Source organism: Pseudomonas sp. App30, from assembly GCF_047947025.1.
Classification (GTDB): Bacteria; Pseudomonadota; Gammaproteobacteria; order Pseudomonadales; family Pseudomonadaceae; genus Aquipseudomonas.
Genome location: NZ_CP133165.1, coordinates 153,293 through 176,630 on the forward strand (window position 1 = coordinate 153,293; position 23,338 = coordinate 176,630).

Sequence of the window (23,338 nt, forward strand, 5' to 3'; positions counted from 1 at the left end):
GGCTTGGCAAGTGAGGGAGGCGAACGGCGAGACGAACGTGCAAAGATAACTCAACTAAATAGTTCTTTAGTTGAGTTAACGCTGGAGGCTGGGAAAGACGATGAAGGAGGGTGCCTATCCTACAACCCTTTCATGCAATTGCGCACGTCATCGTCAATCAGGTTACCCGGCTTGATGCAGTCCTGCAGCGTGCGACGATCCGGCTGGCGGGCAAAATCCTGCTGCGCCTGCCGTACACAGGACCGCTGAATGGCCTTGCCCGTGGCCCCCTTGTCATGGGCAAACAAGCTGCACGTCAGCGCATGCGAGGCCTGGGCGACGCCGTCTGCTACGGCGCCCACCATATCCGCTGCCTGTACGGGGCCAACGGCTGCCACGGCAAGTAACATCATGACCGGCCACTTCACCTGGTAGAACATCAAACGACCGCTCCTTGGCTCAAATTCTCGATTTTTAAGCGTGCTCCTACGTGAAATCTGTGCCCATTACCCCTACGGGCACGCCTGGATTTCGCGTAGGAGCGCGCTTTTCATGCTGCAACGCTTTGAATTTCAATGATAAATCGGCATTCATCGGCCATTCTTTAGCCGTGCGTCCCGGTGAATACGGCAAATCGGAAAATCCCCAGCACCACACAACGTCTGGCGTGCATTCAATCAACGGGATTCGTTAACGTCCGAGACACCTATCACCAGGCAGCAGACCCAAGGAAGCGCGATGTATACCTACAAGATGGTCCAAGTGCCGCCGACCATTCAGGTCCAGGCCAGCAAGCACCGTGGCAACGAAGCCGCCTTGTACCTGCAGCACGTCGTCAACCAACACGCGGCCGAAGGCTGGGAGTTCTACCGCATCGACTCGATTGGCGTCGCGGTCAAGGCCGGATGCCTCGACGCCTTGCGCGGGAAGAAAGACTCGCTGGCGAGCTACCACGTCATATCGTTGCGCAAGCCGGCATGATGGTTCGTGCATCGGTGTACGGCATTCGGCTTTACCAACGTGTCGCGCCGGCGCGGTTGAGGGATGCGTGCAGGTTCGAGCCGAGCTGTTCGAATTACGCGTTGTTGGCGATTCGGAAGCACGGAGCGTTGAGCGGCTGGGGATTGGCGTTGAAGCGGATTGGTCGGTGCAGGTTTCCGAACGGTGGTGTTGATTATCCCTGAGGGTGGGTTTGGGCTGGATTCGGCGTTTGAAAAGCGCCACACCTGGCCCAGACCTTCGTATACGACACTACGCATAATGTATATTATGTTAAATCGCGTATTGGGTTGTGGGCTGGTTCGCCAGGCTCCGGTCTGCTCCACCCAAACCTCTGCAATCTCGCGCAGGCTGGCGTCCTGTGGGAGCTGGCTTGCCAGCGAGCTTTTAATGCGCCGCTACGCGAAATCTGCACAACCACCTGGGCAACCACCGCCAACATTTCACCCAGCGCCCAATTCCGTTGCCGCTGCCGAAGGCTGCGCTGGCCAACCGCATCACCACACCCACCATGGTGTAAGGTAACCTCAGCCCCCACGCCATCAAGGACGCCCAATGGCCACCCACGCAACCACCGCCCAAAAACACCTGGCCGTCCTAATCGACGCCGACAACGCCCCAGCCGCCATCGTCGAAGGCCTCTTCGAGGAAATCGCCAAATACGGCGTCGCCAGCGTCAAACGCATCTACGGCGACTGGACCGGCCCACAACTGGGCGGCTGGAAAAAAGTGCTGCTCGACCATTCCATCCAGCCCATCCAGCAATTCGCCTACACCAAGGGCAAGAACGCCACCGACAGCTCGCTCATCATCGACGCCATGGACCTGCTCTACACCCGGCGCTTCGACGGCTTCTGCCTGGTGTCCAGCGACAGCGACTTCACCCGCCTGGCCTCACGGCTGCGCGAAGAAGGCTTGACCGTGTACGGCTTCGGCGAAGAAAAAACGCCCAAGCCGTTCGTGGCGGCTTGCGACAAGTTCATCTACATCGAACTGCTGCGCGATGAAGTTGCGCCGGCGCTAAGTCCTGAGCCATCGGTTGAGTCAGCCGTGGTGCCGGATGCAGCTAAAACGGTTGCTGCAGAAAAACCCAAGAAGCCCAAGGCGCCGATCAGTTTCATTACCAAGATCCTCGATGACATTGCCGATGAGGATGGCTGGGCGCAGTTGGGTGCCCTGGGCACGAACATCACCAAGCTGCGGCCGGAGTTTGATCCTCGGACTCATGGGTTCAAGAAGTTGAGTGACTTGATCAAGGCTTATCCGCAGGCGTTTGAGTTGCAGGCTCGGGGTGGTTCTGGGGGAGCTACTTCGATGTATGCGCGGCATAGGGTGGCGAGTAAGTAAGCTTGGACACTGGGAGATCAGCGTGCCTGTCCGACCAGGTGACTAACCTCCCCTCGCCGCTTACACAGCGGCCGGGTTTGGTCACCCGTTCAACTGAAGCTTTCCGTGGCCAAACTTCAAACGCCCTCGTATGCCCGAAACCGCTCTTGAAGAAAAGCAATCAATGCCCTGGTTTTCCCCGGCACGAAATTACTTTCTGATCGGACGGCATAAACAGTTGAAGAAGGCGGGGTAAATACCCCCTCGAACAGCCGATGCAACCTACCAGATTTAATATCATCCTTGACGATATACGTGGGCAGTTGAGATACCCCTTCACCCGCTAGGCACACCGCATAAAGCGCTTCGACGCTGTTGCATGAAAACCTGTCGGAAAATGTGAGTGCGCGGCCGCTTGACTGAGAAACACCCCAATCATTAAAACTTGTTTCAAAGTTCAAGCCTAAACAAATATGCTTTGCCAGATCGGCAAGATTGGAGGGCTGACCAAACCGGTGTAGATATTCTGGAGCGGCGCAGATGACACGTTCACTGACCCCGACTGCACATGAGACCGCCCCGGGAGTACCCATTTCGCCAAGGCGTATTGCTACGTCGATTTTTTCTCGCCGAATATCAACAAAGTCATCCGTCAATACCAGATCGACCTTGATGTCAGGGTGTGCTTTCATGAAATCGACCAGCATTGGCACTACATGATAGCGGCCAAATACATTGGAAGCGGATATTTTCAATTGCCCGCGAAGCGTCTCGGATTCAGAGACGACAGACAACTCCAGCGCCCTGATGGTTTCCAGAATCTCCCGTGCTTCGCCAACGTAAAGCTCCCCGGCTTCCGTAAGGCTCATCTGCCGCGTTGTACGGAGCAGCAACTGGACGCCCAAGCGTTCCTCCAGGCGCTGCACCCTCTTGCTGAGTGCAGAGTGGGTCATATTCAGTTGCCTAGCTGCAGGTGAAAATCCACGTGCATCAACTACTGCAACCAGGACTGCCATGTCGCTATATCGGTCCATCCACCCCTCCTTTCGTTCCATTATGGAACAGCTGTTGAGAAAAATGAAGGAATTCCATTTCAGGGTGGTTTACTCGAAAATCAACTCGTGGCGACGGTTCTCTTACTCTCACAATGGATGTGTGACTCATGAAATCAGTAATCGCAAAGCAATGCGGAACAGAAAATGCAGCTTTGCCTCTGGACGGCGCGTTTCACCAGAACGCCATGGCAGACCTGAAAAACTATGGCTCGCACGACCGGATTCAGTCGTACGAAGTAAGTTCCTCCCATGTGGCCGTGACCTGGTACGACGGTCATCTTAGTTATTTTCATCATGGTTGGTTGCGGGAAAACTGCCCGTCCCCTACTTCGCGTCACCCAACATCCATGGAACGTCTCATTCATCCGCTCAGCATTCCCGTGACGATACAACCACTATCAGTCAGCCTCGATAGTCACGGTGCCTTGGCAATAATCTGGCCGACCGCAAATCAACAATCGACCGACGCTGGCCATCGAAGCCTCTACACCCCGGGCTGGTTGCGAGCGCACTGTTACACCTTAAGTCCAGAGCCGGGAAATGCTTTAGCCACGCCCATCAGCAGAGGCCGCGCACCATTGCGCGGGGACTGGCAGTCGTTAATGGACAACGAGGAACACTTCTTCAAATGGCTATCGAATATGGACGAAATGGGATGGTCAGTTGTCAGCGGGGTGCCGAATGAGGACGGGGCGTGCATTAAGTTCGGGCAGAAAATCGGAGTGATCCGTTCTAGCAACTTTGGATTCAGCTTCGACGTGCGCTCCAAGCCCAACCCCAACAGCAATGCTTACACATCATACTACTTACCCCTGCACACGGACATGCCGCATTACGAACTCCCACCAGGGTTTCAGCTGCTTCATTGTCGAATTAATTCAGCAAGTGGTGGGGAGTCGCTGTTGTCGGATGGCCTGAACGTAGCCATCAAGCTTAAAGAATCCCATCCGGACGCGTACAATATCCTGTGCTCCGAGACAATACCTTATCGCTTTCAGGATGCCGATAGTGATTACACGGCCAGGCACCCGTTGATCGAGTGTGATCATCACAAGATACCCCGGTACATAAACTGGTCCAATAGCACCTCCGCTCCACTGGACGTGCCCCCTTCGCGAATGGAAAAGATGCGAGAGGCAATCCGGCTGTTTGTGGCGCAACTGGAGCATCCTGATCACCTCATCACAATAAAACTTCAACCCGGTGAAATGCTGGCCTTCAATAACAGGCGGATTTTGCATGGCAGGAATGGGTTTGATACTTCAAGCGGTGACCGTTTTTTCCAAGGTTGCTATCTGGACTCTTCCGAATTGAAGAGCAGGATCGCCGTTTTAGCGCGCACCTGTAAGCAATAGACAATCGCTTCAGCAGCCCGTCGCCGCCTCTCTTACATTCGAATGAGTTTCCCCATGAGCCCATCACTTGGCGTTAGCAGTACATCAACCGTGGGAATAGCCGCGGCCCTCTTTGCGGCGTTGACATGGTCGATGAATTTTGTCGCACCGCTGGTGATTGGCGACTTTACCATTTACGACCTGGCCGCTTGTAGATTCATCATCTCAGGGCTAATCGGCGTGTCGATTTTGGCCATCCGCAGCAAGGGTGTGCGTGGCTTGGTCCTGCAAGACTGGGTCGCCGCAGCAGCCATCGGCTTCATTGGCTATGTAGGCTATTTCATGGCGGTGATGATCGCCGCGACCTACGCCGGGCCAGTCATCGCCCCCGCATTTCTCGGTCTTGTTCCGGTAATACTTGCGATAAGCGGGAACCTGGGTGGAGGTACGCTTTGGCGCTACCTTTACCTTCCCTTCGGCATGGCTGCCACCGGCCTGATACTGGTGAACGTTCAGACGCTTACGCTCCCGGTTCACACCCCCATTTCGACGCTCTTGTTGGGCGTTGCGGCATCCATTTCTGCGGTGGCACTCTGGACGTGGTTCGGCTTGGCAAACCAAAAGGCCCTAGCGCGACGGCCGTCCATGGACGCTTGGGTCTGGACAGCATTGATGATGATCGGAGGCAGTGTCCAAACCCTAGTCGCTATCCCGCTAGGGATGCAACTAGGTGTATTCACGATTGGCGAGGCGGGCCTCCATCTGGATATCAATACCGCTACCCATCTCTTGCTCCCTGCGGCCATGCTTGCCGTAGTTGCATCAATTCTTGGAGCCGGCGCGTGGACAATCGCCTCCCAGCGCCTGCCGATTACCTTGGCCAGCCAACTGCTCTCAATGGAGATGGTGTTTGCGACTTGTTTGGGCCTGGCGTTTCACCACCGATACCCGACAGTGCCAGAAGCAATTGGCATTGGCCTTATCGTCCTCGGGGTGGTGAAAGGAGTCGGTGCGTTCAGTCGGAAACGACCGGAAGGCTGTGCTCTGGTTGGTGTAACCCACGTTGATCGGGTGCAGTAAGAACCTTCGGTATTAGGCGAGCCCCACCGCTGAAGTCCACTCGCAATCGTGCGCCATATGTTCGGCACAAGGCGCCAGGGATGTGATCCCCCTAAAAACACGTACCCACCTGGAAATACAACTGTCGGAATTCTCCTCAGAAACGTCTTACAAGTTCTGCGATAATCGAATAAATCGCTTACATTTTCGCGCTTGCACCCTTCTGGACAGGTGACTAACCTCCCCTCGCCGCTTACACAGCGGCCGGGTTTGGTCACCTGCTCAACTGGAGTTTTCCGTGGCTATGCCTTGCTGGCTGGCCACCCGGTCTATCTTCATAGGGATTCATATAGTGAGTGACGTAGGGTTGGTTTGGTCAGCGTTGCATCATGTTGAGGGGGCTAAGGGGTTGGTGGATGCGTTGATTGGGGTGAGATAGCGTGTAGGATTTTCGTACCTAGTCGGAGCAGTAATCTCATGTGCCTTGGTAGCTTGAGGCGCATGAGCCAGTTAAAACATCTCACTATGGTGGTCAACTGGTCCCGGGCACTGCGTTAGCTTCATCCGGTAATCGCCAGCGGCAACCCATCGTTGAACTGATGCGGCCTTTGCCAGTTGTACCGCTGCATCATGAACCGACCGATATCCTGCTGGGCCAGTGACGCGCTCATATTGTTTGCTCTCGACGATTATCCAGTCGACCTGCCGGAGGTTGAGCCTCCGGGATCTAGTGAGTGCGGTAACGGTTCCGGACATCCAGGGTATCGTTGGCGCATTGCCGCAATGCGCAGCTAAGCATCTACGGTTGGACAAGGATAATTGAGGCCTGATTCAACAGCTTCAAATACCTCATCCAAAATTTTTGAGTACATGACGGCGCCATCAGGGATATCTTTCCATATCTCATATGCGGCGCTGTAAGCATACTCCAGTACTCCTGCTACGAGACCAGGCCGGGTATCAGTCGCTGGATCTACACCCATCTTTCCTGCTAAAACCTCGACGAGTAGTTGCTTGCGCGCCTGAGTCCTCTCCAAGTTGCGAGCACATACAAGTGGATGGCCTCGAATCAAATGTTTCAGCACTTTAAATCGGTTTGAGTCCAAGCCATACGAGCCCATCTCACACCCATGCACAACCTCAACCACCGCACGTCGCAGAGCCGTTAGAATCGGCTCCCCGTTGGGGCGAGCGCGCAGTGCGACGATCACTTCGTCATGTTCAACTTCTTGATAGTCGAGAACAACATCTTCCTTGGAGGAAAAATATCGAAAGAAGGTTCTAGACGAGACGTCCACCTTGTCCGTTATATCTTCAACCCGGGTTTCTTCAAACCCCTTTTCCTCAAACAAGTTATATGCAGCTTCAATTAAAGCTTCGCGAAGCATAAGTTTTTTTCGCTCGCGCCGTCCCAACTCTTCTGATGTCTTCACTGTGCCCCTCTATTTTTGATAGTCGGCCCGCACTTAAACCAACTGAACCTCACAACGTCCGATGCTACGGGAATCCAATTCTGACGCCTAGGGATTTTTTTCCCGTAAATACATTTGTCACCGGGTGAATCGATTGGTTCCTTTTGGCGCTAACGCAATGGTGATAGGTGTCGCTTGGGGTCAGGACGCAGCACAGACTACCAGGCAAAATGTAACAAGAAATGTCATCGCAGACCTAATGTCATCGAATGCATAATGTCTGTTGACATAATCTGTCGCAGAGTGACAGTATTTTTGAGGCGCTTACGGCCCCCTCTTAGCCAGGCCGATTCACTGGCTACCGTCTGTTGCTGATCAAGGAGTGATTCATGGCAGGTATTCCGTCCATCCAAGCTTATCCCATGCCCAAGCTGGCTCAACTACCGGCCAACAAAGCACAGTGGGCCATCGACCCAAACCGAGCTGTCCTGCTGGTGCATGACATGCAACGGTACTTCCTTAAACCTTTCGCAGCCCCTCTGCGTGATGAGCTCGTGTCGAATGTTGCGGCGCTTTGCTCTCGCAGCCGGAAAAATGCTGTTCCTGTGGCATTTTCAGCTCAGCCGGGCGGAATGACCGCCGAGCAGCGCGGCCTCTTGAACGACTTCTGGGGCCCCGGCATGAAGGTCGATCTTGAAGACCGGAAAGTCGTTGATGAGCTTGAACAAAGCGAAAGCGACTGGATGACGCCGAAGCTGCGCTACAGCGCATTCTTTCAGTCCGGGCTCCTGGAGCGGATGCGCGATGCAGGGCGCGATCAATTAGTGATTTGCGGGGTATATGCGCATATTGGAGTGCTCTCCACTGCCATCGAGTCATTCACCAATGACATCCAGACGTTTCTGGTGGCCGATGCCGTGGCCGACTTCTCGGAGCAGGAACACCAGCTAGCGCTCACCTACGCGGCTCAACGTTGTGCAGTGTTGTGCACTACCCAGGAGACGCTGGTATGAACGACTCCGATGGCTATTTGGGTAAAGACGAGCTGCTCGCCTCCATCCTGGGCGGCAGTTCGGACGCATACGCCCTGCTCTATCGCCCTGAAACCGACGCCGACCAGGTTGAACTGATTACCGGTGTCATGACTCAGGTGGCGAAGCTCCAGGACATTCCTGCATGCCGACGGGCCCAAGGCGCTGAAAGCGAAGGCAGCGAGCTCCTGGCGATTATCCCGTACCGCCAGATTACCGAACGTGGCTTTGAATGCGTCGATGACCGTGAACCCCTTTCGGTCATGAAGATTGGCACCACAAGCCGTGTCCGCAAAGAAGTGCTGCTTAACGCAATAATCGACTCGGAAATCAGCCTCAACGGTGGACACTACGACCGCGAGGATGAGGATTATGCGCAAACAGCGCTGCAAATTATTCGCGAGGAAATCGGCACCGGCGCCGGCGCAAATTTCGTGCTCAAGCGCTCCTATGTCGCATCAATTGCCAATTACTCACGAGCCAAGGCGCTGTCGCTTTATCGCCGGCTGCTGCTTCAAAGCGCGGGAGCTTACTGGGTGTTTTTAGTCGACACCGGAGAGCGAGTGTTCATAGGCGCCACGCCTGAACGCCATGTGAGCCTTGCAGCAGGTTTGGCAACTATGAACCCTATTAGTGGAACCTTTCGCTATCCGCCAATGGGCCCAACCGTTGAGGGTGTCCTGGATTTCCTGGCGGACAACAAGGAAAGCGAAGAGCTCTTCATGGTGGTCGATGAGGAGCTGAAAATGATGGGTAGGGTGTGCGGTGAAGGCGCGACTGTTCGTGGCCCCTACCTCAAGCCCATGGCAAAGCTTGCACATACCGAATATCTCATCAGCGGTCACACAACGCTCGCGCCGTGGAAAATTCTGAGGGAGACGCTCTTCGCCCCGACAATCACGGGTAGCCCGCTGGAAAATGCATGCCGCGTGATCAAAAAATATGAACCCGAGGGGCGCGGTTACTACAGCGGCGTCATTGCGCTGTTTGGTCGCGACAAGGTTGGAAACGAGACCATGGACTCGTCCATCCTGATTCGCACAGCAGACATCAACAAGCATGGAACCCTGCGTATCTCCACAGGCTCGACACTGGTACGAAACTCAGATCCTCACTCAGAAGCCGCTGAAACCCGTGCCAAAGCAGCAGGCATGTTAAGCGCGTTGGGAGTTCTGGAAAAAACGCCGGGCATGCCGGAGACCGGCACTGACGATGCGCTTGTCCTGAGTAACATCGCTCAAGACCCACGAGTAATTGAAGCGCTGCACCGTCGTAATGAATCCATCTCCCGGTACTGGCAGTCGGCTCCATCGCTGCGAAAGCAACACCACTCCACGCTGATGGGTCGTAAGGTTCTGGTGCTGGATGCCGAAGACACCTTCACGGCGATGATCTGCCATCAACTCAGCTCCTTTGGCTTGGACGTTACCGTTATCCCTGCCACAGAGGCGTTTGTCCCTGCTTGTTTTGATCTGTGTGTTCTTGGCCCTGGGCCAGGCGATCCCAACGACGAAAGCGATGTTCGCGTCAACCAGATTCAAAAGGCTGTCAAAACGCTTCTCCATCAAGGCAAGCCGTTCCTGGCCATTTGCCTGAGTCATCAGATTTTGTGTCGCCACCTGGGTCTCCAGGTGACGCAAAAGCCGCGCCCTAACCAGGGTACCCAGAAGCAGATCGACCTCTTCGGTGAGCAAGTAAAGGTTGGCTTTTATAACGCCTTTTCGGCAACACACGCTTTGCCAGCTGTGAGTCTCCCCCAGGGCATTCAAGCGTATCTGTGCCGCGACCCTGTGACTAATGAGATCCACGCCATACACGGCCCCTCATTTAAGTCCTTCCAGTTTCACCCTGAATCCGTGCTCACGCTGGGAGGCGAAAGGCTCCTGGGCGAAGCAGCAGCGGCGCTTTTCTCCTAGCACTGAACCATCTACCACAACAGGACTTTCAATATGCAAGAGGCAACTTTCGCCCAACCTGCCAGCAGGCAGGCGTGGCTCGGACTGTTCACAGTTCTCGGACTTGTGGCACTGGTCGCCATGGATGGCTCCGTACTTTACCTGGCGATGCCCCACATCACGTCGGCGATAACCCCCACTGCAGACCAGGCCCTGTGGATTCTTGATATCTACGGATTTGTCGTAGGGTCGTTGCTGGTTGCCTTCGGCAACATCGGTGACCGCTTTGGAAGGCTGCGATTGGTGATGGTCGGTGCCTGCGTATTCGGCGCCGCTTCAATTGGAGCGGCTTTCTCGGAAACACCTACCAGCCTGATTGCATTTAGAGCGCTGATGGGCTTGGGCGGTGCCACGCTTCTTCCTTCAGGACTGGCAATCGTCTCCAATTTGTTCCCCGATCCAAAACAGCGTGCACAGGCAATCGGGATCTTCGCTGCCACCTTTGCGGCTGGTTTCGCGGTAGGACCGCTGATCGGCGGGATGCTCCTTCAGCACTTTACCTGGGGTTCCGTGTTCCTGATCAATGTGCCGGTAGTTGTGTTGTTCGTCCTGTTTGCTCCTCAGCTTCTCAAGGAAGTACACGCCCCAACTGAAGGAAAAATTGATCTACTCAGCTTGCTGCTGTCGTTCGCAGGGATCCTGCTGTTTACGTACTCGCTCAAGACTGGCGCCGTGCATGGCCTGTCGAACCAACAATTGCTGATCGGAACGGTAGGGATCGCAGGCCTGATCTGGTTCACCCTGCGCCAGCGAAAATTGGAGCATCCACTGTTGGATGTGACGCTGTTTAAAGACCGCATTTTCACCATCGCCATCCTCACGGGCCTGCTGTCCCTGGTTGTGTGGTCGTCTGCCGGGTACCTGGCGGGCGTCTACATGCAATCGGTGCTTGGGTTCGATGTGTTCACCACGGCCCTGCTGACGATCCCCGGCGCCTTGGTGCTTACTGCCACGTGCATCTGGACAAGCCACATCGTCGATCGAATTGGTCGTAAGTGGGCGCTGGTTGCAACTCACTTGTTGATCACTGCTGGTATGGGCTTGCTATTACTAACCACGACTTCGGACGGTGCCGCGTTCTACGTCGCGTCCACGATCGTAGCGGGCGTCGGTTATGGCTTGTCATTCAGCCTGGTTGCGGAAATCGCGGTTTCAGCAGTGCCTCCAGAACGTGCAGGCGCGGCAGCGTCGATCGCGGAAACCAGCAATGAGATTGGCAATGCCCTGGGCATTTCGGTCTTGGGTTCAGTTGCTGCCCTGTGGTTCAGACTTTATGGCCCAGGCGTAGCCAGCACGCTGAACGAATCCCTCGATCACGCTTCAATCCCCCTGGACGCTATCGCCCTCGCCAAGGAAGCCTTTGTTGCAGGTATGCACACCGCACTTGGAATCGCAGGGCTGCTGACGTTCATCGTGGCGGTGCTCGCCATGCTTTGGTTGCCCCGCAAACTGCCCGAGTAATCCGGCGCTACCCACCTTTTTTAGCCATACAGTACAAAGGATTCTGTCATGAGTTTGGCCACCGTCGTCGCTGCCGTATTCGAAAAATATGCGGATCGCTCAGCCATTGGGACGCGAGTGAAACGTACCTCTTTGGATCAATTCGGGGAGCGCACTGTTCACCTTGAACCTCGCTACGAAACGCTGACCTATTCACAACTATGGGCAAGGACGGGGCATGTGGCAGCTGCCCTTTACCATCACCACCCAGCCCCATTACGTGCCGCCAGTACTGTGGCAATGCTGTCCTTCACCAATGCCGATTATGCAACGTTGGATATCGCCTGCATCAGGCTAGGCGTGATGACTGTCCCCTTGCAGACCGGCACCTCCCTACCCGATCTACTCGCCATTCTCGAAGAAACCCAGCCTAGTCTCCTTGCCTGCAGCATCGAGCAGCTGGAGACCGCCGTCGCCTGTATCGCCCGTACGCCTTCTGTCATGAGGTTGGTTGTGTTGGACGCTGCAGAAACAAGCAGTGCCCAGCTCCTGGTCATTCAGGCCGCAGCACTTAAGCTTCGCGACGAGGGTAGCCAGGTTGAACTCGCTCTTTTTCACGATCTTGTCGAGGCTGGCCAAGAACTACCTGCGGTGCCCCTGGATGCACGCGAACAAAGCGACGACGAGCTAGCCATGCTGATCTACACCTCGGGAAGTACCGGATCCCCCAAAGGGGCGATGTATACCCAAAGGTTGGCCGCCGGGATGTGGGGCGGCTCGTGGGCGACCATCTTTTCAGAAGAGCGAGCCCTGACCTTCCATTACATGCCGATGAGTCACGTAGCGGGTCACTCCTCGCTCAAGAGTACGCTAACCCGAGGAGGAACGTGCTTCTTCACGGCGCAGGCGAACCTCTCGACACTGATCGAGGACATCTCGCTGGTCAAACCGACTGAGCTGTCCCTGGTGCCCCGCGTCTGCGAGATGCTCTACCAGAAATATCAAGCAGAGCTGGCCAGGCACAACGCCGCGGACGGTGACCCGCGCGCGCTCGAAATCCTTGATCTGATGCGGCACCAGGACATGGGAGGCTGCGTGACCTGGGCAAGTTGCAGTTCCGCTCCGATCGGGCCCGAACTAAAAACGTTCACCGAGCGCTTACTAGGTGTCCCGCTGCATAACGTCTACGGTTCGACAGAAGCGGGAGCGATCTGGATTGATAACGAGCTGCTGCGCCCACCCGTGGAGGATTACAGGCTTATTGACGTTCCTGAGCTGGGCTACTACCTGACTGATCGCCCCTACCCTCGCGGCGAACTGCTGCTCAAGACATCGTCGATCATTCCAGGTTACTACAAACGCCCTGAACTCACCGAAGCGCTCTTCGATGCAGGCGGCTACTACCGTACCGGTGACATTGTGGCTGAGCACGGTCAAAACGTACTGCACTTTCTGGATCGGCGTAAAAACGTGGTGAAGCTCTCTCAAGGAGAGTTCGTCACATTGGCCAGGCTCGAAACGCTCTTCGCCGGGATCCCCGAGCTGGACAGCATATTTGTACATGCCGAGAGCAGTTGGTCGTTTCCCCTTGCGATCATTGTTCCAACCGGACGGCTGCGTGAGGTGTGCAAGGATGACGAGCGGACGATACGCGCCCGTCTCATGGAAAGCATACGAGGGACGGCGAAGGAAGCAGGGCTGCGTAGTTTTGAAATCCCCAGGGACTTTGTCCTGACAAGCGAACGATTCACCCAACAAAATGGCATGCTTTCCGACCACGGCAAACCGCTGTGGACTCGGCTTCGACAGCGCTACGAAGGGCAGTTGGGTGAGCTGCACGAAGCAATCAAATCCCGTGAAGCTCGCCTGCTTTTGGATGTTCATCGCAACGCCAAAGACAGCCCAGCGATTAATGTCGTATTACAAGCGACCCAAACCGTGCTGGGCAGCCCGTCGGGGGAGATCCGCGCCGACATGCAATTCCGTGACCTGGGAGGCGACTCACTCTCGGCACTTACACTTTCCTCCTTGCTGTCAGAGGCCTTCGGGATCACCGTGCCAGTCGATGTCATCATCAGTACTGCGTACGACCTGCAGCATGTAGCGGATTATATCCAGACTAAAGTCAGCTCGGGTAAGGCCAGGGCCACGGCCCAACAAATACACGGAAAAGACGCGGTGTTATTCCAGCTTCCGACCTGACGCTGGAAAAATTCGTTTCCGCGGAGGTCCTGTCCAGCACCCTCCCAATTAACCGCGCACAGGTTTCACCTCCAACGGTGCTGCTGACGGGGGCCACCGGTTTTCTGGGCCGGTTCCTATGTCTTGATATCCTGGAACGCATACATCGAGAGGGTGGCAAGTTAATCTGTCTTGTTCGAGGCAAGGATTCGGGGCTGGCTCGCACTCGGCTAATGGCAGCGTTTGGCGGCGGCGAGAGCCAATTAGGAAAAAGGATTTTGCAGCTTGAAGCTGGCCTTGAGATCGTTACCGGCGACATTGGCGAAGAGCACCTTGGGGTCGACTTCGATACGTGGGGCCGATTGACCAAAGAGGTCGACAGCATCATCCACGCCGGCGCGCTGGTAAACCACTTGCTGCCGTATGCGAGCCTGTTTGATGCGAACGTCAATGGCACCGCAGAACTGATCAGTTTGGCGCTTACGCATCATCAAAAGCCGATTAGCTTCATGTCCAGCATCGCTGTAGCAACGCTGAACGGGGAACACCCAGAGCACCCGCTCGATGAAGACCAAGACATTCGCAAATGGGCCCCGCTCATTTCCGCTGAGGATACGTACGCGGCAGGTTATGGTTTGACCAAGTGGGCCAGTGAAGTCCTGTTGAGAGAGGCACATGAGCGCCTCGGCCTTCCGGTGACGGTCTACCGCTCCAGCATGATACTTGCGCACCGCAGCGAAGCCGGTCAGCTTAACGTGCCGGACATGTTTACACGGTTGCTGCTGAGCGTGGCTGCTACGGGATTGGCACCAAAGTCATTCTATCAAGCACAAGTAGGCCAATCGGTGAAAGACGCGCACTACGACGGCTTGCCTGTCGACTTCACCTCGGCGGCAATCATCAAGACAAGCCTTGAGCAGCAGCCGACCGGATACCGATCATTCAACCTGGTCAACTACCACGATGACGGGGTTTCACTCGATGTGATCATTTCCTGGATGATCGCACGCGGCGTACCTATTCACATCGTCGACGACTATGACGAGTAGGTGCAACGTTTCGAACAAGGCATGCGTGGCTTGCCAGAGCGGATCAAAACTCAGTCGATGCTTCCCTTGATCCATAGCCTATCAAGCCCCAGCAGCGTCCAGCGAGGTTCCGCTATCCCCTCTCACAGATTTCAGATCGCCCTGGCCCAAGGGCACGCTCAGCCTAGAGAGGCCGCTCAGATCACCGCATCGCTCATCGGCCGGTACGTAGAGGATCTACAGACGCTGGGCATTATTCAACCCAATGCGGCTCAGGAGACAGCGCTGGCATCCTGATCCCCACACGTTGAGGGAGACCATTAGCTTATCCTTCGTTTAGCAGCGCGGCACGGGTTAGGGCTATCAGTTGTTTGATCCCATCACGGCCGGCTGCATTAGCCGCACTTGGCAAATATCCCCGCCGAACCAACGCCGAGCCCCAAACCCATCAAATCCCCCCAAGCCCACCCCGAAACACCCCCGCCTCCACCCCCACAAGCCCTGCCGCACTACCCCCCTCATGCTCCCGCAAATACCGCCTCACCAACCCAACCCCAAGCGAATACCCAAACCACCTAGGTAACTCACCCACTCCAAAAAACCACGCCCCATGCCCATAATCCTCCCGGTCCCAGTAGGCCGCCGCCATATCGACATACCGCCGTACAACCTCCACATCAACCCGCTCCCACGGCTCAGGGCAACCACCCCAAACCTCCTGCGCAAACACACCCGCAAGCCCCTCGGAAACCAGAACCTGGCCTAGCGTCGACCCATACCCCGGCCCATCCCAACGCGCCGCATGGTGAAGTTCATGCGCGAACATCCGCTCCAGCGAGGCATTTTCATTCGCCCTGAAAACGTCACTCGCTGGATCGACAGTCAAATAGATCAGCCCAGGCTCAGGCGCGTATCCCAGGTGCCCCTTTTCAGGAATAACCTGGCTGCCGGCTTTCACGATCACATCCAGCGGGCGCAGCGGTAGCAACGCGCTGGCCTTGTGGTGGGTGGCTGTCAGGCGCGCCTGAAGCCAGTCGCGGTGGTCGGCCAGTAGGCCGCGGGCGTCTATGAAGTGGAGATTGATGGATGCCATTCCTGTGCTCTGTCCTTGACGAGTAAGGCTGGCAGCATACCGTCATTCACAGGCCACTACTCCCCACTCCCCGGCCAAACAACCTCCAACCGCGTCCAACTGATCCGCCACTCCCCCGCCACCCGCCGGTACTCATCCGCATACACCCCCAGCAGCAGCAACGGGTTCGGATCAGGCTTCTTGGCCGTCTCGAAATCCACCAGGTAACAGCGCCCCTCCGCCGTATCCGGCCCGGTGACGTTGATCCAGTGGTTGGCGATCACGTGCAGGAACGGGTAGCTGCCCCGATGATCGCGGTCGTACAGCGCGAATGCGTCCGTCAAGCCGGCGCGAATGGCGTCAAGCCCTTCCATTCGGCCAACCGTTACTTCCACCACTGCATCTTCGGTGAACACCTGGTCAAGCTGGGCGATGTTGTTGCTGTCCAGGTGGTGGGCGTACAGGGTGCGCAGGTTGCGAATTGCTTCGCGGTCGAGCAGTGCCTTGAGTGTGGTGTCCATCGTGTTTGACCTCTGTTTGATGCGAGCAACGCTCGATGGTGATTACTGTAACCCTGCGCAGGGGAAAGATAATCCGGGTTGGATTCCAGGCACTTGAGCCCCGGAGGATGAAGTGTGCCGGGCGATTCTGGACGCGCATTCCAGACTGCTTGGCCTTGGAGCCCGGTTATCTACGCATTTTTTGTGCGTATGGTGGCCAGGGTCAGCGCATCGCAGCGCTTCACTTGAGAGCCCCCAATGAGTATTTTGTTTTCGCCGTACACCTTGGCTGGTACCCAGCTGAAGAACCGCGTGGTCATGGCGCCCATGACCCGGGCCCGCGCCGTGACGACGGTGCCCGATGAGCTTACCGAGCGCTATTACCGCCAGCGTGCCAGCGCCGGGCTGATTATCAGTGAGGGCGTGCCGGTGTCGTTGCAGGGCCGCGGCTATCTGTTCAACCCGGGGCTGTACACCCAGGCGCAGGTGGACGGTTGGAAGACGGTGACCGCTGCGGTGCATGCCGAGGGCGGCAGGATTTTTGCGCAGCTGTGGCATGTGGGGCGTGTGTCGCACACCACGTTGCAGGCCGAGGGTGAGGCGCCGGTGTCGGCCAGCGGCAAGCAGGCGGCCCATTCCATGGCATATGCCTATGACGAGCACGGGCAGCCGGGACCGGTGCAGGCGTCGGTGCCGCGGGCGTTGACGACGGCTGAGGTCAAGGGCGTGGTGGCGGACTTTGTGCTGGCGGCGCGGCGCGCTATCGAGGCGGGCTTTGATGGCGTGGAGATCCATGGCGCCAACGGCTATCTGTTCGAGCAGTTCATCAACCCTACGGTGAACGACCGCACGGATGAGTACGGTGGCTCGATCGAGAACCGCCTGCGGCTGTTGCTGGAGACCGTTGATGCGGTAGCTGCGGCCATTGGCCGGGGCAAGGTCGGCGTGCGTATTTCGCCGTTTGGCCGGCTGTTTGATATGGCCGCGTTCGAGGATGAAGCCGAGACCTGGGTGCAGGTGGCCAAGGCGCTGCAGCAGCGCGACATTGCCTATGTGCACCTCAGCGACCAGTTGACCATTGGTGCCGAGGGCATGCCGGAGGGCTTTGCCCGCACGTTCCGGGCGTCGTACCAGGGCACGTTGATTGCTGCCGGTGGGTTTGCGCGGGACTCGGCGCAGCGGGCGCTGGAGACCGGCGAGCTAGACCTGACGGCCTTTGGCCGGCCGTTTATTGCCAACCCGGACCTGGTTGAGCGCCTGCGCAACGACTGGCCGCTGGCGACGCCGGACCGCGCCACGTTCTACGGCAACAGTGGTGCCAAAGGCTATGTGGACTATCCGGTCTATTCGGCAGCGGAGTAAACAACCGGGGGGCTGCCCTGTGCAGGCCCCTGTTCAATCCGGGCGAAACACCTTCGCCTCGCGCCGGGACAGCGCCACCAGCTCATCGACGATCATCCGCACCTTGGGCTGGATGTAGCGGGTGCGCGGCCAGAGCACGTTGATCGGCATTTCGGCGCCCGCATAGGCGTCGAGCACCGGCACCAGCCGGCCCTGGTCGATGAAGTCCTGCACCAGCCAGGTGGGCAGCTGCGCCAGCCCGCCGCCGGCCAGGGTCATGTCCAGCAGCATCTCGCCGTCACCCATCTCGTGCTTCACGCACACTTCCTGCTCCACCACGTTGCCGTTGGGCTGCAGCAGCATCCAGGTCTTGCGGGTGCCGTTGCGCCAGCCGACGATGCAGTCGTGGTGCAGCAGGTCCTCGGCGACCTTGGGCGTGCCGCGCCGGGCCAGGTAGTCGGGGGTGGCGCAGATCAGCAGGCTTTGACTGCCCAGTTTGCGCGCAACAATTTCCCCGTCGTCCTTGAGATTGCCGATCCTCACCACCAGGTCCACGCCATCGTTGATGATGTCGACCAGGCGCTCGCTGAAGCTCACCGACAGGTCCAGTTGCTGGTAGCGCACCGACAGCGCGACCAGCGTCGGCACGATGTGCCGGCGGCCGAAGGCGGCGGGCAGGTCGACGCGCAGCCGGCCCACGGGCTCCTGCTGGCCGGTGGTGAGGAAGCTCTCGGACTCGGCCAACGCGTCCATGGCGCGTTGGCAGCTGGCCAGGTAGGCCTCGCCTTCGCTGGTGAGGATGAGGCGGCGGGTGCTGCGGTGCAGCAGCTTGACGCCCAGGCGGGCCTCAAGGCGGGTGACGCTCTTGCCGACGGCGGAGCTGGTGACGCCCAGCTCGAGGGCCGCAGTGGTGAAGCTGAGGGTGCGGGCGCAGGTCACGAACTCTCTGATACCGTCGAAGCTTGGGGTGGGCATTGTGGAATCCGAGGCTGCAATAGGTGGGCGTTTGCCCTGTGTAGCGCTGAATCATACACCAATCGGTGATGCGCCCAGGCAAGGCTTGGGCGCGATTTTGGCTAGCCTGCCGCCGGCGGCGACCACCCTCCTCCCAGTGCCTTGTACAGCTGGACCTGGGCCGTGAGCTGGGCCAGGCGGTCGGTCAGCAGCTGCTGCCGTGCGCTGAGCAGCTGCCGCTGGGCATCCAGCAGCACCAGGTAGCTGTCCACGCCCTCGTCATAGCGCTGCTGGGCCATCTGCGCATAGGCCTCGGCGGTGTGCAGCAGGTCCTGTTGGCTGCGCAGTTGCTCGTCCCAAGTGCCCAGCGCCGCCAAGCCATCAGCCACCTCGCGGAACGCGGCCTGAATGGCCTGCTCGTAGGTGGCCACGCCGATGTCCTGCTGGATGTTGGCGTAGTCGAGGCTGGCCTGCAGGCGGCCGCCGGTGAAGATCGGCAGGTGAATCTGCGGGACGAAGCTCCAGCTTGCCGAGCCGTTGTCGAACAGCCCGCTGAGGTGGCTGCTGGCCGTGCCGCCGCTGCCGGTCAGGGTGATGCTGGGCAAGAACGCGGCGCGCGCGGCGCCAATGTCGGCGTGGGCGGCCAGCAGTTGGTGCTCGGCGGCCTGGATGTCGGGCCGCTGCAGCAGGCTGGCCGCCGGCAGCCCGGCAGGAATCGGCGCCAGCACCTGCTGGTCGAGGCTGGCGCTGGGCAGCGCTGCCGGCAGCTGCGTGCCCACCAGCAGTTGCAAGGCGTTGACGTCCTGGGCCACCTGGCGCAGGTAGGCCTGCTGCTGGCCACGGGCGCTGTCGACCAGCGTGCGGGCTTGCCGCACGTCGAGGTCCGAGGCCGTACCCGCTTCGCTGCTGGCTTGTACCAGCGCCAGGTTGTGGCGGTAGTTCTGCAGCGTCGATTGAGTGACGCCGAGCAGTTGCTGGTCGGTCTGCCAGGTCAGGTAGGCAACGGCGACGTTGGCCACCAGCGCCAGCTGCACCGTGCGCTGGTGCTGTTCGCTGGCCAGGTAGGTCTCCAGCGCGCTTTTGTCCAGGCTGCGCACGCGGCCCCACAGGTCGAGTTCATAGCTTGTCAGGCCAACCTGCAGGCTGTTGTTGCCGGTGGTCAGCTGCTGGCCGGTGGACGACAGGTCCGCCGGCGTGCGTGAGCGACCCGCGCTGGCATCCACGCCGATTTCCGGCAGCAGTGCAGCGCCTTGAATGCGGTACTGGGCGCGGTAGGCGTCGACGTTAAGGACGGCTTTGCGCAGGTCACGGTTGTGGCGGATGGCGAGGTCAATCAGCTGGTGCAGCGCCGGGTCCTTGAAGAAGCGCTGCCAGTTGACCTGGGCGCCGCTGCCCGCCACGGGCGCCGCATAAGCGCCACCTTGGGGGAACTGCGCGGGCACCGGCAAGGCCGGGCGCTGGTACGCGGGGATCAGGCTGCAACCGCCCAAGGTCATTGCCAGGGCGAGCAGCAGTGGCTTAGGCGTCATGGCGGGCCCCTTCCAGGTTGGCGTGGCGTGGCGTGGGCTTGAACAGCTGCATCACCGCCACGTAGAACAACGGCACGAAGAAAATCGCCAGGAAGGTCGCTGCCAGGGTGCCGCCGACCACGGCAGTGCCGATCGAGTGCTGGCTGCCGCTGCCCGGCCCATGGGCGCGGGCCAACGGCAGCGTGCCCATGACGAAGGCGATCGAGGTCATGATAATCGGCCGCAGGCGCAGGCGTGCCGCTTCGGTGGCGGCCTGCACCAGGGTGCGGCCCTGGTTGTCGTGAAGGTCCTTGGCGAACTCGACGATCAGGATGGCGTTCTTCGCGGCCAGGCCCATGGTGGTCAGCATCCCCACCTGGAAGAAGATGTCGTTGGCAAGGCCGCGGCCCAAGGTGGCGGCCACGGCGCCCAGCACGCCCAGGGGCACCACCAGCATCACCGATACCGGCACCGACCAGCTTTCATACATGGCCGCCAGGCACAGGAACACGATCATCAGCGACAGCACGTAGAGCATCGTCGCCTGGGAACCGGCCGCCCGCTCTTCAAATGACAGCCCGGTCCAGGACACCCCGAAGCCGCTTGGCAACTGGGCGGCTACCCGCTCGATGGCCGCCATGGCATCGCCCGTGCTGTAGCCCGGTGCCGGCTGGCCCAGCAGTTCCACCGCCGGAATACCGCCGTAACGCTCAAGCTTCGGCGAACCGTACACCCACTGGCCCGAGGCGAACGCCGAGAACGGCACCATTTGCCCGGCGTCGTTGCGCACGTACCATTTGTCGAAGTCCTCGGGCGACAGCCGCGCGTCCATTTCACCCTGGACGTAGACCTTCTTCACCCGGCCCTTGTCGATGAAGTCGTTGACGTAGGTCGAGCCCCAGGCCACTGACATGGTGTTGTCGATGGCCTCGATGGACACTTGCAGCGCCCGGGCCTTTTCATCGTCGATGGTCACCTGGTACTGCGCTTCGTCGTCCAGGCCGTTGGCCCTGGTGATAGCCAATGCCGGCTCCTTGGCAGCGAGCTTCATCAGCTGATTGCGCGCCTGCATCAAGGCGGCGTGGCCGCGGGCGCCGTTGTCCTGCAGGAACAGGTCGAAGCCGGTGGCGTTGCCCATTTCCATGATCGCCGGCGGCACGATCGAGACGATGCTGGCGTCCTTCACGGTGCTGGCGAATTGAGTGATGCGCTGGGCAATGGCGTTCGCCGTGTTGTCGCCGCCGGTGCGCGCTTCGAACGGCTTGAGCCGCACCCATACCACGGCGGAGTTCTGCCCGCGCCCGGCGAAGTTGTAGCCGCTGATGGAGAACGCCGAGACCACGCCGGCCTGCTCGTGGTCCAGCAGGTAGCCACGCACCTGGTTCAGCACCGCCTCGGTACGCTCGGCGCTGCTGTTGGGCGGGGTCTGGATCTGCACGATCAGCAGCCCCTGGTCTTCATCGGGCAGGAACGCGGTGGGCAGGTGCCGGAACATCATTGCCACGCCGGCCAACAGCAGCACATACACCACGAAGGTGCGCCGGGGGTTGCGCAGAATCCTGCTGACAGCGGCTTCGTAGCGCCCGGTGTTGCGCTCGAACACGCGGTTGAACCAGGCGAAGAAGCCTTTCTGTTTCTTCTCGCCGGCCGCCGGGTGGGCCTTGAGCAGCGTGGCGCACAGTGCCGGGGTAAAGATCAGCGCCACCAGCACCGACAGCGCCATCGCCGTGATGATGGTGATGGAAAACTGGCGGTAGATGATCCCCGCCGAGCCGCCAAAGAACGCCATCGGCATGAACACCGCGCTGATCACCAGGGCAATGCCCACCAGCGCCCCGGAGATCTGCTGCATGGACTTGTAGGTAGCCTCGCGCGGCGACAGGTGTTCCTCGGCCATCAGCCGCTCGACGTTCTCCACCACCACGATGGCGTCATCCACCAGCAGGCCGATGGCCAACACCATGGCGAACATGGTCATCACGTTGATGGTAAAGCCACAGGCGTACAGCACCCCGAAGGTACCCAGCAACACCACCGGCACCGCCAGCGTCGGGATCAGCGTGGCGCGCAAGTTCTGCAGGAACAGCAGCATCACCAGGAACACCAGGATGATGGCTTCGAACAGCGTGTGCACCACCGACTCGATCGAGGCCTTGACCGAGGGGCTGGTGTCATAGGGGTAGACCACCTCGACACCGGGCGGCAGGTACGGCTTGAGCTGGTCCACGGTTTTCTTGACGCGCTCTACCGTGTCCAACATGTTCGCGCCGGTGGCCAGGCGCAGGGCAATGCCTGCGGCGGGCTTGCCGTTGTAGTTGACGTCGTAGGAGTAGGTCTCGTTGCCCAGCACCACCTCGCCCACATCCTTCAGGCGGATCTGCGAGCCGTCGGGCTGGACCTTGACCAGGATTTCCTTGAACTCATCCGCCGAACGCAGGCGGGTCTTGCCGATGACCGTGGCGCTGAGTTCAACGCCTTTGCGCGTCGGCAGCCCACCAATCGAGCCGGAGGACACCTGCACGTTCTGCGCCGCAATGGCCGCCGTCACGTCGCTGGGCATCAGCTGGTAGCTGTTGAGCTTGGCCGGGTCGAGCCAGATACGCATGGCGTTCTGGAAGCCGAAGACGAAGAAGTCGCCCACCCCTTGGGTGCGGGACAGCGGGTCCTGGAAGCTGGAGACGATGATGTTGCCCAGGTCGCCGTAGTTGAGCTTGCCGTCCTTGGAATAAAGGCTGACCAGCAACATGAAGTTGGCCTGGTATTTCACCACGCGAATGCCCTGGCGCTGCACCTCCTCGGGCAGGTTCGGGGTGGCCAGTTGCAGCTTGTTCTGCACCTGCACCTGGGCGATGTCGGGGTTGATGCCCTGGTCGAAGGTGACGGTGATTTCGACGCTGCCGTCGCTGTTGGCGGCCGAGCTGATGTAGCGCAGGCCATCGAGGCCGTTAAGCTGCTGCTCGATGACCTGTACCACGGTGTCTTGCACCGTCTGCGCCGAGGCGCCCGGGTAGGTCACGGTGATCTGCACCGCGGGCGCTGCGATGTTGGGGTACTGGTTCACCGGCAGGCCGTGGATCGCCAGCACGCCGCCGAGCATGATGGCCAGGGCGATCACCCAGGCGAAGATCGGTCGATCAATGAAAAAGCGGGACATGGTCGACCTC

The 23,338-nt window shown here is 58.9% G+C and carries 19 protein-coding genes; 11 read left to right on the forward strand and 8 right to left on the reverse strand.

All coding sequences use genetic code 11. The features are described from left to right. Positions 1-119 precede the first annotated feature (119 nt). Positions 120-419 carry a hypothetical protein gene (locus RAM80_RS00670; protein ID WP_416424307.1) on the reverse strand — a complete coding sequence of 100 codons (300 nt, stop codon included), beginning with the start codon at positions 417-419 and terminating at the stop codon, positions 120-122. 298 nt (positions 420-717) lie between these two features. On the opposite strand from RAM80_RS00670, the gene RAM80_RS00675 reads away from it, so the two are divergent. From RAM80_RS00675 to RAM80_RS00685, 3 genes are all read left to right on the forward strand, one after another. Beyond that, positions 718-960, forward strand: a complete 243-nt coding sequence (locus RAM80_RS00675; protein WP_416424308.1) for a DUF4177 domain-containing protein — start codon at positions 718-720, stop codon at positions 958-960. Next, positions 960-1,163 carry a membrane protein insertion efficiency factor YidD gene (gene yidD, locus RAM80_RS00680; protein WP_416427606.1) on the forward strand — a complete coding sequence of 68 codons (204 nt, stop codon included), beginning with the start codon at positions 960-962 and terminating at the stop codon, positions 1,161-1,163. The genes RAM80_RS00675 and yidD overlap by 1 nt, the downstream gene beginning before the upstream one ends. A gap of 370 nt (positions 1,164-1,533) precedes the next feature. Next, entirely contained in the window at positions 1,534-2,325 is a 792-nt protein-coding gene (locus RAM80_RS00685) for an NYN domain-containing protein (protein ID WP_416424309.1), read from the forward strand. A 116-nt stretch (positions 2,326-2,441) separates the two neighbouring features. Here RAM80_RS00685 and RAM80_RS00690 read toward each other — a convergent pair whose 3' ends face one another. Beyond that, entirely contained in the window at positions 2,442-3,338 is an 897-nt protein-coding gene (locus tag RAM80_RS00690; RefSeq protein ID WP_416424310.1) for a LysR family transcriptional regulator, read from the reverse strand. 128 nt (positions 3,339-3,466) lie between these two features. On the opposite strand from RAM80_RS00690, the gene RAM80_RS00695 reads away from it, so the two are divergent. Continuing rightward, positions 3,467-4,714, forward strand: coding sequence for a TauD/TfdA family dioxygenase (locus tag RAM80_RS00695; protein WP_416424311.1), 1,248 nt, complete (start codon positions 3,467-3,469; stop codon positions 4,712-4,714). 54 nt (positions 4,715-4,768) lie between these two features. Further along, positions 4,769-5,773, forward strand: a complete 1,005-nt coding sequence (locus tag RAM80_RS00700; RefSeq protein ID WP_416424312.1) for a DMT family transporter — start codon at positions 4,769-4,771, stop codon at positions 5,771-5,773. Positions 5,774-6,543: 770 nt separating this feature from the next. Here the strand turns inward: RAM80_RS00700 and RAM80_RS00705 are convergent. After that, complete coding sequence (locus tag RAM80_RS00705; protein WP_416424313.1) at positions 6,544-7,185, reverse strand: TetR family transcriptional regulator; 642 nt, start codon at positions 7,183-7,185, stop codon at positions 6,544-6,546. A gap of 368 nt (positions 7,186-7,553) precedes the next feature. Here RAM80_RS00705 and RAM80_RS00710 point away from each other — a divergent pair, with 368 nt between their 5' ends. The 5 genes from RAM80_RS00710 (at position 7,554) to RAM80_RS00730 (ending at position 14,820) form a co-directional block, all read left to right on the forward strand. Then, positions 7,554-8,177: an isochorismatase family protein gene (locus RAM80_RS00710; protein ID WP_416424314.1), complete on the forward strand. Its 624-nt coding sequence runs from the start codon at positions 7,554-7,556 to the stop codon at positions 8,175-8,177. Next, complete coding sequence (locus RAM80_RS00715) at positions 8,174-10,111, forward strand: anthranilate synthase family protein (protein ID WP_416424315.1); 1,938 nt, start codon at positions 8,174-8,176, stop codon at positions 10,109-10,111. The genes RAM80_RS00710 and RAM80_RS00715 overlap by 4 nt, the downstream gene beginning before the upstream one ends. 33 nt (positions 10,112-10,144) lie before the next feature. Further along, positions 10,145-11,611 carry an MFS transporter gene (locus RAM80_RS00720; protein WP_416424316.1) on the forward strand — a complete coding sequence of 489 codons (1,467 nt, stop codon included), beginning with the start codon at positions 10,145-10,147 and terminating at the stop codon, positions 11,609-11,611. A 48-nt stretch (positions 11,612-11,659) separates the two neighbouring features. Further along, positions 11,660-13,792 carry an AMP-binding protein gene (locus tag RAM80_RS00725; RefSeq protein ID WP_416424317.1) on the forward strand — a complete coding sequence of 711 codons (2,133 nt, stop codon included), beginning with the start codon at positions 11,660-11,662 and terminating at the stop codon, positions 13,790-13,792. A 77-nt stretch (positions 13,793-13,869) separates the two neighbouring features. After that, the gene (locus RAM80_RS00730) at positions 13,870-14,820 is read left to right on the forward strand and encodes a thioester reductase domain-containing protein (protein WP_416424318.1); all 951 of its coding nucleotides are present in this window, start codon (positions 13,870-13,872) and stop codon (positions 14,818-14,820) included. Between the two features lie 427 nt (positions 14,821-15,247). Here the strand turns inward: RAM80_RS00730 and RAM80_RS00735 are convergent, their stop codons facing one another. Further along, the gene (locus RAM80_RS00735) at positions 15,248-15,892 is read right to left on the reverse strand and encodes a DUF2268 domain-containing putative Zn-dependent protease (protein ID WP_416424319.1); all 645 of its coding nucleotides are present in this window, start codon (positions 15,890-15,892) and stop codon (positions 15,248-15,250) included. 56 nt (positions 15,893-15,948) lie between these two features. Continuing rightward, a complete protein-coding gene (locus RAM80_RS00740) occupies positions 15,949-16,392 on the reverse strand; it encodes a nuclear transport factor 2 family protein (RefSeq protein WP_416424320.1) in 444 nt (147 codons plus the stop codon). A gap of 237 nt (positions 16,393-16,629) precedes the next feature. Here RAM80_RS00740 and RAM80_RS00745 point away from each other — a divergent pair, with 237 nt between their 5' ends. Beyond that, positions 16,630-17,733, forward strand: a complete 1,104-nt coding sequence (locus tag RAM80_RS00745; protein WP_416424321.1) for an alkene reductase — start codon at positions 16,630-16,632, stop codon at positions 17,731-17,733. A 33-nt stretch (positions 17,734-17,766) separates the two neighbouring features. Here RAM80_RS00745 and RAM80_RS00750 read toward each other — a convergent pair whose 3' ends face one another. The 3 genes from RAM80_RS00750 to RAM80_RS00760 all read right to left on the reverse strand — a co-directional run bounded on the left by RAM80_RS00750 (position 17,767) and on the right by RAM80_RS00760 (position 23,328). Further along, entirely contained in the window at positions 17,767-18,687 is a 921-nt protein-coding gene (locus tag RAM80_RS00750) for a LysR family transcriptional regulator (RefSeq protein WP_416424322.1), read from the reverse strand. Positions 18,688-18,788: 101 nt separating this feature from the next. After that, positions 18,789-20,195 carry an efflux transporter outer membrane subunit gene (locus tag RAM80_RS00755; RefSeq protein ID WP_416424323.1) on the reverse strand — a complete coding sequence of 469 codons (1,407 nt, stop codon included), beginning with the start codon at positions 20,193-20,195 and terminating at the stop codon, positions 18,789-18,791. Then, positions 20,185-23,328, reverse strand: a complete 3,144-nt coding sequence (locus RAM80_RS00760) for an efflux RND transporter permease subunit (RefSeq protein WP_416424324.1) — start codon at positions 23,326-23,328, stop codon at positions 20,185-20,187. Before RAM80_RS00760 ends, RAM80_RS00755 begins: the two co-directional genes overlap by 11 nt. Between the last annotated feature and the right edge of the window lie 10 nt (positions 23,329-23,338).

Coding starts and splice junctions, on each gene's coding strand:
- RAM80_RS00670 (WP_416424307.1), bottom strand. CDS start 419: ATGTTCTACCAGGTGAAGTGGCCGGTCATGATGTTACTTGCCGTGGCA.
- RAM80_RS00675 (WP_416424308.1), top strand. CDS start 718: ATGTATACCTACAAGATGGTCCAAGTGCCGCCGACCATTCAGGTCCAG.
- yidD (WP_416427606.1), top strand. CDS start 960: ATGGTTCGTGCATCGGTGTACGGCATTCGGCTTTACCAACGTGTCGCG.
- RAM80_RS00685 (WP_416424309.1), top strand. CDS start 1,534: ATGGCCACCCACGCAACCACCGCCCAAAAACACCTGGCCGTCCTAATC.
- RAM80_RS00690 (WP_416424310.1), bottom strand. CDS start 3,338: ATGGACCGATATAGCGACATGGCAGTCCTGGTTGCAGTAGTTGATGCA.
- RAM80_RS00695 (WP_416424311.1), top strand. CDS start 3,467: ATGAAATCAGTAATCGCAAAGCAATGCGGAACAGAAAATGCAGCTTTG.
- RAM80_RS00700 (WP_416424312.1), top strand. CDS start 4,769: ATGAGCCCATCACTTGGCGTTAGCAGTACATCAACCGTGGGAATAGCC.
- RAM80_RS00710 (WP_416424314.1), top strand. CDS start 7,554: ATGGCAGGTATTCCGTCCATCCAAGCTTATCCCATGCCCAAGCTGGCT.
- RAM80_RS00715 (WP_416424315.1), top strand. CDS start 8,174: ATGAACGACTCCGATGGCTATTTGGGTAAAGACGAGCTGCTCGCCTCC.
- RAM80_RS00720 (WP_416424316.1), top strand. CDS start 10,145: ATGCAAGAGGCAACTTTCGCCCAACCTGCCAGCAGGCAGGCGTGGCTC.
- RAM80_RS00725 (WP_416424317.1), top strand. CDS start 11,660: ATGAGTTTGGCCACCGTCGTCGCTGCCGTATTCGAAAAATATGCGGAT.
- RAM80_RS00735 (WP_416424319.1), bottom strand. CDS start 15,892: ATGGCATCCATCAATCTCCACTTCATAGACGCCCGCGGCCTACTGGCC.
- RAM80_RS00740 (WP_416424320.1), bottom strand. CDS start 16,392: ATGGACACCACACTCAAGGCACTGCTCGACCGCGAAGCAATTCGCAAC.
- RAM80_RS00745 (WP_416424321.1), top strand. CDS start 16,630: ATGAGTATTTTGTTTTCGCCGTACACCTTGGCTGGTACCCAGCTGAAG.
- RAM80_RS00750 (WP_416424322.1), bottom strand. CDS start 18,687: ATGCCCACCCCAAGCTTCGACGGTATCAGAGAGTTCGTGACCTGCGCC.
- RAM80_RS00755 (WP_416424323.1), bottom strand. CDS start 20,195: ATGACGCCTAAGCCACTGCTGCTCGCCCTGGCAATGACCTTGGGCGGT.
- RAM80_RS00760 (WP_416424324.1), bottom strand. CDS start 23,328: ATGTCCCGCTTTTTCATTGATCGACCGATCTTCGCCTGGGTGATCGCC.